The sequence below is a fragment of the Streptomyces atriruber genome (assembly GCF_001418325.1).
Classification (GTDB): domain Bacteria; phylum Actinomycetota; class Actinomycetes; order Streptomycetales; family Streptomycetaceae; genus Streptomyces; species Streptomyces atriruber.
This window is the reverse complement of the sequence record NZ_LIPN01000345.1, coordinates 1-15016: the sequence shown is the minus strand read 5'-3', so window position 1 is coordinate 15016 and position 15016 is coordinate 1. Positions and strand designations below refer to the sequence as shown.

General features: G+C 72.1%; 13 protein-coding genes. 8 read left to right on the top strand and 5 right to left on the bottom strand.

Annotated elements, in window-relative coordinates; all coding sequences use genetic code 11:
* Nucleotides 1–521 (top strand): biotin transporter BioY (locus tag AOK03_RS30620; RefSeq protein WP_055568617.1); only part of this gene is annotated, 521 nt, incomplete at its 5' end.
* A 26-nt stretch (nucleotides 522–547) separates the two neighbouring features.
* Here AOK03_RS30620 and AOK03_RS30615 read toward each other — a convergent pair.
* The gene (locus tag AOK03_RS30615; RefSeq protein WP_079075047.1) at nucleotides 548–1807 is read right to left on the bottom strand and encodes an FAD-binding oxidoreductase; all 1260 of its coding nucleotides are present in this window, start codon (nucleotides 1805–1807) and stop codon (nucleotides 548–550) included.
* A gap of 222 nt (nucleotides 1808–2029) precedes the next feature.
* Nucleotides 2030–3484 carry an amino acid permease gene (locus tag AOK03_RS30610; RefSeq protein WP_055568615.1) on the bottom strand — a complete coding sequence of 485 codons (1455 nt, stop codon included), beginning with the start codon at nucleotides 3482–3484 and terminating at the stop codon, nucleotides 2030–2032.
* 184 nt (nucleotides 3485–3668) lie between these two features.
* Between AOK03_RS30610 and AOK03_RS30605 the strand changes: the two genes are divergently transcribed.
* The gene (locus AOK03_RS30605) at nucleotides 3669–4154 is read left to right on the top strand and encodes a ribose-5-phosphate isomerase (protein ID WP_055568614.1); all 486 of its coding nucleotides are present in this window, start codon (nucleotides 3669–3671) and stop codon (nucleotides 4152–4154) included.
* A 92-nt stretch (nucleotides 4155–4246) separates the two neighbouring features.
* A complete protein-coding gene (locus AOK03_RS30600; protein WP_055568613.1) occupies nucleotides 4247–5071 on the top strand; it encodes an Fpg/Nei family DNA glycosylase in 825 nt (274 codons plus the stop codon).
* A 40-nt stretch (nucleotides 5072–5111) separates the two neighbouring features.
* On the opposite strand, the gene AOK03_RS30595 is transcribed toward AOK03_RS30600, so the two are convergent.
* On the bottom strand, nucleotides 5112–6341 hold the full coding sequence (locus AOK03_RS30595) for a GNAT family N-acetyltransferase (RefSeq protein ID WP_055568612.1): 1230 nt from the start codon (nucleotides 6339–6341) through the stop codon (nucleotides 5112–5114).
* A gap of 238 nt (nucleotides 6342–6579) precedes the next feature.
* Between AOK03_RS30595 and AOK03_RS30590 the strand changes: the two genes are divergently transcribed.
* Nucleotides 6580–7686: a PP2C family protein-serine/threonine phosphatase gene (locus AOK03_RS30590; protein WP_055568611.1), complete on the top strand. Its 1107-nt coding sequence runs from the start codon at nucleotides 6580–6582 to the stop codon at nucleotides 7684–7686.
* Nucleotides 7687–7690: 4 nt separating this feature from the next.
* The gene (locus AOK03_RS30585) at nucleotides 7691–8833 is read left to right on the top strand and encodes a hypothetical protein (protein ID WP_244177813.1); all 1143 of its coding nucleotides are present in this window, start codon (nucleotides 7691–7693) and stop codon (nucleotides 8831–8833) included.
* On the opposite strand, the gene AOK03_RS30580 is transcribed toward AOK03_RS30585, so the two are convergent.
* Nucleotides 8758–9981, bottom strand: coding sequence for a cation:proton antiporter (locus tag AOK03_RS30580; RefSeq protein ID WP_055568610.1), 1224 nt, complete (start codon nucleotides 9979–9981; stop codon nucleotides 8758–8760). The genes AOK03_RS30585 and AOK03_RS30580 overlap by 76 nt on opposite strands.
* Before the next feature lie 244 nt (nucleotides 9982–10225).
* On the opposite strand from AOK03_RS30580, the gene AOK03_RS30575 reads away from it, so the two are divergent.
* Genes AOK03_RS30575 through AOK03_RS30565 form a run of 3 tightly spaced genes read left to right on the top strand, consistent with a single transcriptional unit; the run spans nucleotide 10226 to nucleotide 13958 of the window.
* The gene (locus AOK03_RS30575; RefSeq protein WP_079075044.1) at nucleotides 10226–11041 is read left to right on the top strand and encodes an ABC transporter ATP-binding protein; all 816 of its coding nucleotides are present in this window, start codon (nucleotides 10226–10228) and stop codon (nucleotides 11039–11041) included.
* On the top strand, nucleotides 11041–13497 hold the full coding sequence (locus AOK03_RS30570) for an FtsX-like permease family protein (RefSeq protein ID WP_055568609.1): 2457 nt from the start codon (nucleotides 11041–11043) through the stop codon (nucleotides 13495–13497). The genes AOK03_RS30575 and AOK03_RS30570 overlap by 1 nt, the downstream gene beginning before the upstream one ends.
* Nucleotides 13494–13958, top strand: a complete 465-nt coding sequence (locus AOK03_RS30565; protein ID WP_055568608.1) for an HD domain-containing protein — start codon at nucleotides 13494–13496, stop codon at nucleotides 13956–13958. Before AOK03_RS30570 ends, AOK03_RS30565 begins: the two co-directional genes overlap by 4 nt.
* Nucleotides 13959–13994: 36 nt before the next feature.
* On the opposite strand, the gene AOK03_RS30560 is transcribed toward AOK03_RS30565, so the two are convergent.
* On the bottom strand, nucleotides 13995–15016 hold a 1022-nt coding region (locus tag AOK03_RS30560; RefSeq protein WP_055568607.1), incomplete at its 5' end, for an acyltransferase family protein.

Sequence of the window (15016 nt, the reverse complement as noted above, 5' to 3'; positions counted from 1 at the left end):
CGTCCCGCGCGAAGGACGCGGCGCTCGTGCTCGGCGGCGCCGCGCTCACCGGCCTCGCCGCCCAGATCGCGGTGCCCGTGCCGGGCTCCCCGGTGCCGGTGACCGGGCAGACCTTCGCCGCGCTGCTCGTCGGCACGTCGCTGGGCGCCCGCCGCGGCTTCCTCTCCCTCGCCCTGTACGCCCTCGTGGGCATGGCGGGCATGCCGTGGTTCGCGCAGGCGGGCTCCGGCGTCGCGGCCCCGTCCCTCGGCTACGTCCTCGGCATGCTGCTCGCCGCCACGGTGGTGGGCGCCCTGGCCCGCCGCGGCGGCGACCGCTCCGTGCTGCGCACGGCGGGCACGATGGTCCTCGGCTCCGCGATCATCTACGCGGTCGGCGTCCCGTACCTGGCCGCCGCCACCGGCATGTCGATGACCCAGGCGGTCGCCGCCGGGCTCACGCCGTTCCTGATCGGCGACGCCCTGAAGGCCGCGCTCGCGATGGGCGCGCTGCCCACGGCGTGGAAGTTCCTGGACCGCTGACAGCGGTCTGACCGACTGACAGCGGGCTAACCGACGCTGTAGTTCCGCCTGAAGAGGTTCGCCGGGTCGTACGTGGCCTTCAACGCGGCGAGCCTCTTCCGCGTTTCCGCGTCGTACAGCCCCTCGGGCCGGTCGTTGCCGCCGAAGACGAAGTTGAGCGACCGCCCCAGGGTCTGCGGCGCCACGAGCGCGAACGCCTCCGCGTGCACCTTCCGGTGGGCCTCGACGTCCGTCCCGTCCAGCGGCGACAGGAGCCGGAGCAGCCAGCCCGCCTCGCGGTAGGGGACGGCGTTCCGCTCGGGCCGCGTCAGCGCCCCGCCCAGGTGGTTGAGCTGCAGGATGTGCATCGAGGCCGCGGCGGGACCGGTCAGCGCGAGGACGTCGCAGGCCGCCTCGACGTCGAGGGTGGCGAGGACGGCGTTGTCGCCGTAGAAGGCGTGCGGGAAGTCCGGGTCGCCGTGGATGGAGGGGCTCTCGGCGTACGGCATCTCGCGCAGCGTGTCCGACACCGTGGGTCCGAGCTCCCGCAGCGGCGCCACCAGTCGCTCTCCCTCGGCCTCCGACCCGGTGAACGCGACCCGGATCAGGACGAGATAGCTGCCCCTGAGGTGCGGCGGGAGCTGCGGCAGGTCCGGGTAGACGAGCGCCGCCAGCGACGACGTCACCTCGTCGGGCAGGGTCCGCGTCCACTCCTCGTAGCCGCGCAGCACGGCGGCCGGGTCGACCGCCGTGCCGTCGAACGTCAGCGCGCCGCCGTACAGCCGCGCCACCGGCACCAGGCCGATCTCCAGCTCCGTGACCACGCCGAGGTGCGCACCGCCGCCCAGCAGGCCCCAGAAGAGCTCCGGGTCGCTGTCCCGCGTGACGTGGCGCAGGACGCCGTCCGCGGTGACGACGTCGACCGAGCGGACGTGGTCGGCCGCGTAGCCGAACTCCCGGCCCAGGATGCCGAGTCCACCGCCCAGCGTGTATCCGACGGCGCCCACGGACGGCGCCGTGCCGTTCAGCGGGGCGAGGCCGTGCGCCACCGAGGCCTCGACGACCTGACCCCAGCGGGCGCCGGCGCCGAGGGTGGCGGTGCGGGCCTCGGGGTCGATCCGCACGGAGTCCATGCGCCGGGTACTGATCAGGACGCCGCCCTCCGACGCCCCGGGCACGCCGTGCCCGGTGGCCTGCACGCCGACGGGCAGGCCGGCCCCGGCCGCGTACGACACCGCGGCGACGACGTCGTCGGCGCTCCCGGCACCGAAGACGATGTCGGGACGCGTCGCGAAACCGGTCTGCATTCCGGCGATTTCCGCGTCGTACCCGGCGTCGTCCGGCCGGAACACGAGTCGCTGTGCGGTGTAGTCCACGGGAGCCTCCGTTGTCTCGTCTGACACAGGAGAGCATTACTCACCGGCGGGGTGTCCTGGCGTCAACTCCTCCGTGGCTCCACCGGAATTCCGGTGTACGACGCCGCCCCCGCGGATGGCCCGCGGGGGCGGCGTCGGAGGTGGGGCGAGGGGTCAGGCGTCGACCGCGTCCCGGGGCCGGAGCTTCTCCCGCACCAGCGAGAAGACGACCACGAAGGCGGCGGCGAGGAGCGAGAGCAGCACCTGCTTGCGCCCGGCCTCGTCGGTCAGCATGTAGACGAGGACGAACGAGATCATCGCGATCGTGACCCACGTCAGGTACGGGAAGAGCCACATCTTCACGACGAGCTTCTCCGGCTCCTCGCGCAGGATGATCCCGCGCATCCGCAGCTGCGTGAAGCTGATGATCAGCCACACGAAGAGGGCCACCGCGCCCGAGGAGTTGAGCAGGAAGTCGAAGACGGTGTCCTTCCACTGGTAGTTGAACCAGACGGCGACGAAACCGAAGACGACCGAGCCGAGGATCGCGGCCTGCGGCACGCCCCGGGCGTTGGTGCGCGCGAAGGACTTGGGCGCGTCACCGCGCTGGCCGAGCGAGAAGGCCATGCGGGAGGCGGTGTAGAGCCCGGAGTTGAGGCAGGAGAGCACGGCGGTGAGGACGATGACGTTCATGACCTGACCGGCGTGCGGGATGCCGATCGAGTTCAGCGCGGCGACGTAGCTGCCGTCCTTGGTGATCGACTTGTCGTTCCACGGGAGCAGGGTGATGACGACGAAGATCGAACCCAGGTAGAAGACGCCGATGCGCCAGATGACGCTGTTGGTCGCCTTGGTGACGGCGCGCTGCGGGTCCTCGGACTCACCGGCGGCCAGCGTGACGATCTCGCTGCCCATGAAGGAGAAGACGACCATCAGCACACCGGTGAGGATGGCGCCCGCGCCCTTGGGCATGAAGCCGCCCGCGTCGGTGAGGTGCGCGAATCCGGCGCCGGGGTTGTCGGAGCCGGGCAGCACGCCGAAGACGGCGAGCAGGCCGATGACCACGAATCCGCCGATGGCCACGACCTTGATCCCGGCGAACCAGAACTCGAACTCGCCGTAGGAGCCCACCGAGACGAGGTTCGTCGCGGTGAGCACGACCATCACGATGAGCGCCCAGCCCCACTGCGGGACGGCGGGTATCCAGCCGTTGAGGATGACGGCGCCCGCGGTGGCCTCCACCGCGAGCACGACGACCCAGAAGAACCAGTAGAGCCAGCCGATGGAGAAGCCGGCCCAGCGGCCGAGCGCCTGGTCCGCGTACGTGGAGAAGGAGCCGGAGGCGGGCCGTGCGGCGGCCATCTCGCCGAGCATCCGCATCACGAGGACGACCATCGTGCCCACGAGGGCGTACGAGATCAGGATCGCGGGCCCGGCGGCGGCGATGCCGGAGCTGGAGCCGACGAAGAGACCGGCGCCGATCACACCACCGATGGCGATCATGGAGAGGTGGCGGTTCTTGAGACCCGCCTTCAGGCCGTCACCGGTGTCACCACTGTCGCCAGACTGCGGATCCCCAGGGGAATTGGGGGTGCTGTCTGCCTTCGCAAGGGAGGGTTGCGAGGTCATGGACGAATCCTTAAGTTCTCGGGTCACGAGCCCCCGCATTCAAACTCAGGGGTGAACGGGACGGAAGTCCTGAATCCGGATCGTTGTATTCCGGGCTTAAGGCCTGGACCAAGGTCCCGACCAGGGAGATCAACATCCTGCCCGGTCGCGGCTACCCGCCCCACGGCGTGCCACACTCGGACCCATGCGCGTGTACCTCGGCTCGGATCATGCCGGCTACGAACTCAAGAACCACCTGGTCGAATGGCTCAAGAGCCACGGCCACGAGCCCGTCGACTGCGGGCCCCACATCTATGACGCCCAGGACGACTACCCGCCGTTCTGCCTGCGTGCCGCGGAGAGGACCGCCGCGGACCCGGAGGCGCTCGGCATCGTCATCGGCGGCTCCGGGAACGGCGAGCAGATCGCCGCGAACAAGGTGAAGGGCGTGCGGGCGGCCCTGGCCTGGAGCGAGCAGACGGCAGCGCTCGGCCGTGAGCACAACGACGCCAACGTCATCTCGATCGGCGGCCGCATGCACACGCAGGAAGAGGCGACGAAGTTCGTCGAGATCTTCCTGGGTACGCCGTACTCGGGTGAGGAGCGTCACACGCGACGCATCGAGATGCTGTCCGCCTACGAGCAGTCGGGCGAGCTGCCCCCCATCCCCGCCGGGCACCCCCAGCAGTAGCGGGCCGCACGGGGCTCCGCCCCGGACCCCGCTCCTCAAACGCCGGAGGGGCTGATTCCGCAGCCCCTCCGCAGTCATTCCCGGAGGGATCCGTGCCAGAGGGGCACACCATTCACCGGCTCGCTCAGGACCACCTCGCACGGTTCGCCGGACGCCCGGCAACGGTCCGCAGCCCGCAGGGCAAGTTCAGCGACAGCGCCGCCCTCCTCACCGGCCAGGTGCTGGAGACCGCCGAGGCCCACGGCAAGCACCTCTTCCTCGGCTTCGCCGACACCGGCTGGATCCACATCCACCTCGGCCTCTTCGGCAAGTACACGCTGGGGGAGACCCCCGCCCCGCCGCCCACGGACACCGTCCGCCTCCGGCTCCTGAACGACGCGTACCACTCCGATCTCCGCGGCCCCACCACCTGCGCCCTCATCACGGACGAGGAGAAGCAGGCGATACACGCCCGGCTCGGCCCCGACCCCCTGCGCCCCGCGGACACCGCGGGGAACGACCCGGCGAAGGCCTACCGCCGCATCTCCCGCAGCCGCACCACGATCGCCGCGCTCCTCATGGACCAGAAGGTCATCGCGGGCGTCGGCAACGTCTACCGCGCCGAGGTCCTCTTCCGGCACGGCATCGATCCGTACCTCCCGGGCAAGGACCTCACCGAGGCGCGGTGGACCGCGATCTGGGCGGACCTCGTGGAGCTGATGCACGAGGGCGTACGCCTCAACCGCATCGACACCGTCAGGCCCGAGCACACCCCGGCGGCGATGGGCCGCCCGCCGCGCGTCGACGACCACGGCGGCGAGGTCTACGTCTACCGAAGGGCGAACCAGCCCTGTCACCTCTGCGGCACCGACATCCGCACCGCCGACCTGGCCGCCCGCAACCTTTTTTGGTGCCCGACCTGCCAACGGCCCGCCTGAGCCCGGCCCGCCTGAAGCCCGGCCCGCCCGAAGCCCCCGGCTAGAACCCGTGCGGCAGCCACGGCGCCGTGTCCGACCCGAAGGCCACCGACGCCTCGGTCAGCGCACCCCGCCGCAGCTCCCGCACCCGTCCCGCGCCCGCGAGCGACGTCAGGGAGACGCCGCCCAGGTAGGCGGCGCCCAACTCCCGTACGGACAGGGTGAGGTCGGCCGCGTCGTCCGTGCGCTCGCACGAGGCGCCCTTCGTGTCGCCGGTGAGCCGCCAGCGCCCCTCGTTCCAGGGGCAGAAGGTGTCCTCGACCTCGAACACCACGTCCAGCGGCGCCTGGTACGTCCGCGCCTCCAGCGCCGCGCCCAGCTCGACGAGCCGCACGTGCAGCGAGTCCCGCACCCTGATGTCGCAGCGGCGGATGTCGGAGACCAGCTGTAGCAGCGCGTCGTCCGTCGGGCGGTTGCGCGCGACGACCGACGACGTCAGGTCGATGTCGAAGAGGAACCGCCACAGGGCCGCGTACGCCGCCGGGTCCAGGGCCTCGATGTCGCGCACCTGGACCGACCCCTTCGGGCCCTGGTAGTCCCAGTCGGGCTTCACCGCGTACCGCACGTACCCGACGAGCTCGCCCGCCCGCTCGGCGACCACGCACTGCAGCGGCGACGCGCCGCCCCGCTCGCCCTGCGGGTCGAGCAGCCCGAGCCGCTCCCAGCCGGGCTGCCGGGCCGTCATGCCCGGACGCGCGGTCACCCGTCGTGCGTACAGCGCCTCACAGTCCTCGTGGACGTCGGCGGGCCGTACGTACCGAAGACGTACGTCGTCCGTCCCGGGCGGGGCGGACAGCGACACCCGCGTCGTGTCGATGTCGACCTTCATCTGCTGGGTCGCCGCGCCGTACCCGAACCGGCCGTAGATGACCGGCTCGGACGCGGTGAGCACGGCGAGCGGTTCGCCCAGCGCGCGCACGTCGTCCAGCTGCCGCCGCATCATCGACGTCAGGATCCCGCGCCGCCGGTGCGTGGCCGCGACGCCGACCATCGTCACGCCCGCCGATTCCACCAGCGCGCCGCCCGGCACGGCCAGGCGGAAGGAGAAGGCCCCCGCCGTCCCCACGCACGCGTCCCCGTCCCACACGCCCAGCGACCGGTCGTGCTCGGTGAGCTCGCGCCACAGAGCACGCTCCTCGGCAGACTCGGCGACCCCGCCGAACGCCACCTCCAGCGCTCCGTACCACGCGTCCCAGTCGGCCTTCGCGAGCACCCGCAAGTCTGTCGTCATATGCCATGCGTACCAGGGCGATACCACCCGATGCGACAGGATTTCCGCGGTCCGGGGCCCCGTCGCCGCCCGTCCGGAGCATGCCCCTGACGGGGGACAACCGGGACCTCCCGTGCGAAGTACGCGGGTCGCTGGATAGGGTCCACGAGAAATGGCAGAACGACGAGCACGGCTCGCACGACGCGGAGGGCGGGAGCGCCGCGAACGGCGTGCGGAAGCCGATACGTTCACGGCCCGGATGAAGAAGCGTCTGCACCGGGTCCGCATCACGCTGCGCAAATCCGGGGTCGACTACTTCCGCGGCGACGGCTCCGACTGGGTCGCCCTCGCCGGTCTGCTCCTGACCATTCCCGTGATCACGACCTGCACGATCATCAACAACGTGTGGTTCGCCCCGGCCGCGCTCGTCCTGCCCATCGTCGCGGGCGGCCTGCTGCTGCGCCCCGCCAGCCTCCTCGGCCTGTACGCGGCGTCGGCGGTGGCCCTCATCGTGGAGTCCGTCCAGCTCGGCCCGTACACGGAAGGCAGCTCCCGCGTCACCCCGGGCACGGTCCTCGTGGTCGCCGCCTGCGGCTTCTTCGGGCTCCTCATCGCCCAGTTCCGCAGCCGGGTCGGCGTGCCCTGGCGCGGCGGCGGAACGATGCTCTTCGACCTGCGCGAGCGGATCCGCGTGCAGAGCAAGCTGCCGAAGCTGCCGCGCGGCTGGCACCGCGAGATGGCGCTGCGCCCGGCCGGCGGCCAGTCCTTCTCCGGCGACTTCGTGGTCGCGGCCCGTACGAACGGCGGCCGCACCCTGGAGGCCGTCCTCACCGACGTCTCGGGCAAGGGCATGGACGCCGGGTCGCGTGCGCTGCTGCTCTCCGGCGCGTTCGGCGGCCTGCTCGGCTCCCTGCCGCCGCACGCCTTCCTGCCCGCCGCCAACGGCTATCTGCTCCGCCAGGACTGGGACGAGGGCTTCGCGACCTCCATCCACCTGGTCCTCGACCTGGAGACCGGGGACTACGAACTGTTCTCCGCGGGCCATCCGCCGGGCCTCCAGCTCAGCGCGGGCAGCGGCCGCTGGGAGGAGAAGACGGGCCAGGGTCCGCTCCTCGGCGTCTACGACGGCGCGCAGTTCGACCCCGTCAAGGGAGTCCTGCGCCCCGGCGACGTCCTGATGCTCTTCACCGACGGCCTCGTCGAGACCTCCGACCGCGACATCGCCGAGGGCATGGACCGCCTGACCGGCGAGGCCGACCGGTACGTGGCCGGTGGCTTCCACGGCGCGGCCTGGCACCTGATCGAGGCGGTCGCGAAGGACGTGAACGACGACAGGGCGCTGCTGCTGATCTGCCGGGAGGCGTGAACAGGTGGGTTCCATACGTACGTTGTTCAGCGGCGACGTCCACGTCTGCTACAGCCAGCTGTACGTCGTGAGCGATCCCGACGGCTGGGGCGACACCCCCTACGACCCGCGCGCGGGGCAGACGTCGGGCCTGTGCGGCGCGGCCGTACCGGGCTACCTCCTCCTGACGACCGGGCTGCACACCGGCCCCGTCGGCTACACCGTCGAACTGCACGAGAGCGAGCCGGACCTCGACGAGAGCTGGGAGGAGATCGCCGAGGTCTCGTTCCGGCCCGCCTCCACCGAGGTGGCCCTCGAACTGTGGGGCGGCGACGGCAGCTTCCCGCTCGCCCTCGACGAGGTCGACCACCGTGTGCGGCACAGCGTCAGCGGCATGGACGAGGCGCGCGAGCGCGAGCTCGAATGTCTGGACGGCCTCGTCATCGAGCGGCACCTGCTCCAGTTCTGGCCCGCGCCGCCCGCCCGCGACCGCCTGATCAAGCAGACCGGCGACAGCGCGGCGTACCGGCACGGGATCGCCAGGAAGCAGCCGAAGCCGCCGACTCCCGAGCAGCTGGCCGAGTCCCGGCGGCGCGCCCGTGCGGAGGAGGAGCGGGCGGCCCGGCGGCGCGAGGAGGAGTGCCTGCGGGCCGAATGGGGTGGACAGCTCCCCAGCGAGCGGCTGCGGAACGTGGGCGGCAACGTGTGGGGCATGGTGCGGCTCGACCCCGGACTCGCCCACGCCCTGGACCGCTCGGCCCCCGAACGGCAGCGCGCCGTCGCCCGCTGGGCCATGCGCCGCGCCGCGGAGGAGGCCGGGCTCGACCGCGTCGACTGGATCGTTCCGGCCCTGGAGGCAGCCGAGCGCGGGCAGCCGCTGCCCGCGCCCTTCGACGACCAGGGCCGGGTGGTGGAACGCATCCTCGCCGACCCGGCCGTGCCGGACACCACCGTGGCCCCGGCCGACCCGGTCCACCCGGCCATCCGGCAGCAGTTCCTGGCGCTGCCCGCCCTGACCGCGACGGTCGAGGACGACCCCCTGCGGGCCGCCCTCGACGCCGTCTTCGCCGCGGCCGTCACCGTCGGCCGTGACTACGCCGCGCTGCTCGCCGAACTCCGCGAGAGGTTCGCGGACGAGCTGGGACCGCCGGGACCGCCGTCCCCGTAGCCACCGTCGTCCTTGCCGCCCGGCAGGATCCGCGCCAGCCACTCCGACCGTCCCGCGGCCAGCGGGCCGAGGACCGCGAGCAACAGCACGTACCCCGCGATGAAGGGGGAGAGGCGCTCGTCGAGGCCCGCGCCCGCCGCCATCGTGGCGAGGATCAGCGCGAACTCGCCGCGGGCGAGCAGCGTCGTGGAGATGTTCGCCGCGGGGCCCGCCCCGAAGCCGTACACCCGTGCCGCGCCGAGCCCGGCCAGGACGTTCATCAGGAGCGTCACCGCGACCGCGACCAGCACCGGCCAGAGCACCACCGGCAGGTCTCCCGGGTCGATGGAGAGCCCGAAGGCGAAGAAGAAGATCGCACCGAAGGCGTCCCGCAGCGGGTGCACCAGGGTGCGGATGCGGTCGCCGGACGCGGTGCTGCCGAGCATCAGGCCGACCATGAACGCGCCGATGGCGTCCGCGACGCCGAACCACTCGGAGACACCGGCGACGAAGACGGCGACGCCGAGGAAGGAGATGACGAGCAGTTCGTCGTCCCGGGTGTCCATGAGCCGCCCGACGAGCCTGGTGCCGAAGCGGGCCGCGAGCGCGAGCAGCAGCAGGAAGCCGAAGGCCTTGCCGCCGTCCATCACGGCGGCGGCGAGACTGTCCGCGCCGGACAGGATGGGCTGCAGCGCCGCGAGGTACAGGGCCAGGAAGATGTCCTCGACGACGATGATGCCGAGGATCGGCTTCGTCTCGGGGTTGCCGAGCCTGCCGGTGTCGACGAGGACCTTCGTGACGATCGCCGAGGAGGAGATGCCGAGCACTCCGGCGAGGACCAGCGCTTCGGAGGTGCCCCAGCCGAGCGCGAATCCGAAGCCCAGGCCGGCGCCGACGTTCAGGGCGAGATAGGTGCCCCCGGCGATGGCCATCTTGCGGCCACCGGTCTTGAGGTCGTCCATGTGGAACTCGAGGCCCAGGTAGAAGAGCAGCAGGACCAGGCCGAGCGCCGAGAGCATTTCCAGGTCGTGGGGGTCGGAGACCAGGACCACGCCGGGGGTGTGGGGGCCGAGGAGGATCCCGGCCAGGATGAAGAGCGGAATGGTGGGGAGTCCGATGCGGCCGCCGAGGCGGGCGAGGACGGCGGCGGCGAGAAAGGCGCCGCCCATTGCTATCAAGGTGTCTGCGTGTCCGATGGGCCCGTTCCTCCCGTAGGGGTGGCAAAGGAAAATGGCAAAGGGAGCGTCAAGAACGCGTCAATACTTAGGTTACCAAACGACCGGTGAGGGTGTCCCTGACCGCGCGTGGTGGGGTTCTCCCCACCCTGGGTTCGCCAGCCGCCCTCATGGTCCACAGCACCCCCGTCTCCGTACGTTCAAGAGGTCGAATTCGTACGGAGAGGTGGACAGGGACATGGGGCTGCGGCGGAAGAAGAACCGAGTCGTCGAGGAGGACGTTCGCGTTCTCGGCGGGGCGCCCGGCGACTGGGCCGTCGAACTGCGCGGCGTCCGCCGCCAGTACGGCCGCGGCTCCGGCGCCGTGCACGCCCTCGCCGGCATCGACCTCGCCCTGCCCCGCGGCAGCTTCACCGCCGTCATGGGCCCCTCCGGCTCCGGCAAGTCCACCTTCCTGCAGTGCGCCGCAGGCCTCGACCGCCCGAGCGCGGGCACCGTCCGCCTCGGCGGCACCGAGATCACCGGCATGAGCGAGAACAAGCTCACCGCGCTGCGCCGCACCCGACTCGGCTTCGTCTTCCAGGCCTTCAACCTGCTCCCGTCGCTGACCGTCGAACAGAACGTCGTCCTGCCGATGCGCCTCGCGGGCCACCGCCCCGACCGCCGCAAGGCCGCCGAGATGCTCACCCGCGTCGGCCTCGGCGACAAGGGTCGCCGCCGCCCCGGCCAGCTCTCCGGCGGCCAGCAGCAGCGCGTCGCCATCGCCCGCGCCCTGGTCACCGAACCGGACGTGATCTTCGCCGACGAACCGACCGGCGCCCTCGACACCACCACCGCGAGCGAGATCCTCGGACTGCTGCGCTCCGCCGTCGACGGCCTGGGCGCCACCGTCGTCATGGTCACCCACGACCCGGCCGCCGCCGCCCACGCCGACCGCGTCCTCTTCCTCGCCGACGGCTCCCTCGTCGACCGCCTGGAGCGCGCGTCCGCCGCACAGATCGCCGCCCGGATGACCACCCTCACCGCGCCTGCGTACGCGGGGGTGGCCGCGTAATGGCGTACGTTCCCAACGGCCTCGCCCGCGCGGCCGTCCGCTTCAAACCCGCCGCGTTCGCCGGCACCTTCGTCGCCCTGATGATGGCCTCGCTGATCGTCGCCGCCTGCGGAATCCTCCTGGAGACGGGGCTGCGCGCCTCCGTACCGCCCGAGCGCTACGCGGGCGCCCCCGTCGTGGCCGCCGCGGACCAGTCCGTCCACTTCGTCACCGGCAGCGGCGACAGCGAGTCCGAGGAGGCCACACCGCTGCCCGACCAGGCGCGCATCGACAACTCCCTGGTCGCGAAGGCCGGTTCGGTGCCCGGCGCCCGCACCGCCGTCCCCGACGTCACCTTCCCCGTCAAGTCCGGCGGCAAGGACGTCACCGCACACGGCTGGGGCTCCACCGCCTTCACCGGTGAGAAGCTGACCGCGGGCCGCGCCCCGCAGCCCGGCGAGGTCGTCCTCGCCGCGCCCGGCGGCCACGTCGGCGACCGCACCACGCTCACCACGGCGGACGGCCCCCGCGACTTCCGCGTCTCCGGCACCGTGCGGGCCGGGCAGTCCGCCCCCACCGCCTGGTTCGCCGACTCCGAGGCCGTCCGCATCTCCGGGCACCCCGGACGCGTCGACGCCATCGCCGTCCTCCCCGAGAAGGGCGTGTCGGACGCCACCCTCAAGTCACAGGTCGCGCACGCCATCGGCAAGAAGGCCGACGTCCACACCGGCGACGACCGCAGCTCCGCCGAGGGCTCCTCGCTCGCCTACGCCAAGGAGATGCTCACCGGCATCGGCGGCTCCTTCGGCGGCATCGCCGCCCTGACCGCCGTCTTCACCGCAGCCGGTACCGTCGCCCTCTCGGTGGGCCAGCGCGCCCGCGAGTACGCGCTCCTGCGCGCCATCGGCACCACCCCGCGCCAGATCCGCCGCACCATCGCCACCGAGACCCTGCTCGTCGCCCCGGCCGCCGCGGCCGTCGGCCTGCTGCCCGGCATCGCCCTGGCCACCTGGTGGTTCGGGCAGCTGAAGGAGAAGGGCGCGATCCCCGAGGCCGTCGACCTGTCCGTCTCCTTCATCCCGCTCGTCAGCGCCGTCGGCGTCGCCGTCCTCACCGCGCTCGGCGCCGGATACCTGGCCGCCCGCCGCCCCTCCCGCATCAAGCCGGGCCAGGCGCTCAGCGAGGCCTCCGTGGAGCGGGTGCCGCTCGGCTGGATCCGCACCCCGCTGGGCATCGCCGCCGCCGTCGGCGGCGCGGTCTTCGCGGGCTTCGCCGCCCACAACACCGGCGAGGACGCGGCGAACGCGGCGCTCGGCGTCGTCATGCTCTTCATGCTCGCCGTGGCCCTGCTCGGCCCGCTGGTGGCCCGCGGCTGCGCCGCCCTGTTCGGCCTCCCGCTGCGCGGCGCCGGGGCGTCCGCCTCGCTGGCGGCCGCCAACTCCCGTTCGAACGCCCGCCGACTGGCCTCCGCGATCACCCCGATCGTGCTCGCCATGGCCTTCTCCTCCGTCCTCGTCTTCATGCACACCAGCGAGGAGCGGGTCGCCGCCGACCAGCAGCGCGCGGGCATCACCGCCGACCACATCGTCACCTCCGACGAGGGCCTCGCCCCGCAGACGCTGGCGAAGGCCGCCGACGCGAAGGGCGTCACCGCGGCCGTCGGCCTGCTCAAGTCTTCCGTGCTCGTGCCGGTGGGCTCGGGCGGCGACCGTTGGCTGGAGTCCGCGTCGACGCAGGGCGTCACCGGCACGGCCGCCGGGCTCGCCGAGGTCCAGGACCTGAAGGTGGAGACCGGGGCGCTGAAGCTCGGCAGGGGCCAGATCGCCGTCGACGCGGCCCTCGCCACCTCCGCGCACGTGAAGACCGGCGACCGCCTCGACGTCCGCCTGCCCGACGGCACCAAGGCCTCGCCGACCGTCGTGGCCACGTACGGCAGGGGCCTCGGCCTCTCCCAGGTGACCATGCCCGCGGCCGACCTGAAGCAGCACGTCACCTCGTCCTTCGCCACCGAGATCTGGGCCAGGGGAGGCTCCGCGCAGGCGCTCTCCGGACTCGGCACCCTCAAGGACCGCGACGGCTACGCCACCGCCCGCTCCATGGACAACGAGCTCAACGCCTGGGCCAACACCACGATGGCGGCCGTGCTCGGCGGCTTCGCGGCCGTCGCCGCGGTCAACACCCTGGTGATGACGGTCCTGGACCGCCGCCGCGAACTCGGCACGCTGCGCCTGATCGGCTCCACCCGCCGCCAGGTGATGCGGATGATCCGCTGGGAGGCGCTGCTCGTGGCCTGCGCGGGCATCGTGATCGGCTCGGCCATCGCGTTCGCTACGCTCGTCCCCATGATGAAGGGCCTGACCGGCGAATCCCCGTACGTCCCGCCGCTGGTGTACGGCTCCTTCGTGGGCGCGGTCCTGATCCTCGGCCTGGCATCGGCGACGATCCCGGCTAGGGCGGCGCTGAAGTCGGCCGCATGACGCCCGCAGGCCCGGGCCGCACCCCGCTCTCCCTGCCGGAGGTGGAGGCCCTCGCCCGCGAGGCGCACGCCACCCAGCAGGACAAGGTGGGCCGCCCCTACGCCGAACACCTCCAGGCCGTGGCCGAGGGAGTGCGGCGGCGGGGCGGCGACGACGAGCAGATCGCGGCCGCCTGGCTGCACGACTCCGTCGAGGACGACGCCCTGTCCGAGCAGTGGCTCGGGGACGCCCCGCTGACCCGGCGCACCAAGGACATCGTCCTGGCCCTCACCAAGCGGGCGGGTGAGCCCAAGGAGGCGTACGCCGAGCGCATTCTCGCCACCCCGGGCGCCCGCCTGGTGAAGGAGGCGGACCTGGCGCACAACGCGGACCCGGCCCGCCTCGCGGTCCTCGACGCAACGACAAGGGCGCGCCTGACGGCGAAGTACGCCACCATGCGCGCCCTGTTGGGGCTCCGCTAGAACCGGCTCCGGTGGATCCGGGTCCGCTCGGATCCGCTACGTCGACTTGGCCCGCTCACGGGCGAGTTGCGCCGCGTCCCGCTTGAAGGCCCACTCCATCCTGGGCTCCATCGCGAAACGGAACATCCGCTGCACCGGTGGCGTGCACAACGCCGTCACGACGCTCGCGGCGACCACCGACACGAAGATCTCGCCGAGCGGCTTGTGCAGCCATTCGTAGTCCTCGAACCAGCCCCAGAAGCGGGAGCCCTTGGCGAGGAAGCCGTGCAGGAGGTAGCCGTACAGCGTGCCGGCGCCGAGGACCGTGAACCACATCTTGCGGCGCGGCACCCAGGCGAAGAAGCACGCGGTGAGGACGACGGAGCAGCCGAAGAGCGCCAGCGTCATCACGACACCGGCCCACCACGGGGCACCCAGCTCCTGGGCGCTGTCCCGGCGGTAGAACCAGGCCGAGGTCATGCGGGGAGCCGCCCAGTACGCCAGGAGCAGTGCGCTCGCGAAGACCGGGATCGACAGGAGCCGCACCTCGCGGCGGCGCACCAGCTGGAAGTACTCGGGCTTCATGAAGAGGCCGAGCACGAAGAACGGCAGGAACTGCAGCACGCGCTGCAGGTCGAGGTCGTCGCCGATGTCGGGTGAGATCACGGCGAGCGTGGCGATGGCCAGTGCGAGCGGCACCGGCCAGCGCACGATCTTCCACAGCGGCACGGTGAGCCGCCACACGAAGAGCGCGACCAGGAACCAGGTGAGGTACCAGGGGTCGAGCAGGCTGATCGGCTGACCGGGGTCGTCGTCGGCCCAGCGCTTGAAGAAGGTGTACGCGATCTCGAAGATGACGTACGGCACCGCGATGCCGGTCACGAGCCGCTTGAGGCGGTCGGGCCGCATGTCGAAACTGCGGGAGAAGTAGCCGGAGATCACGATGAACGCCGGCATGTGGAAGGTGTAGACGGTCATGTACAGCGCCTCGGCGGCGCGGCTGTGATCCGTCAGGGGTTCCCATGCGTGGGCCATCGCCACGAGGACGATCGCCAGGTACTTGGCGTTGTCGAAGAACG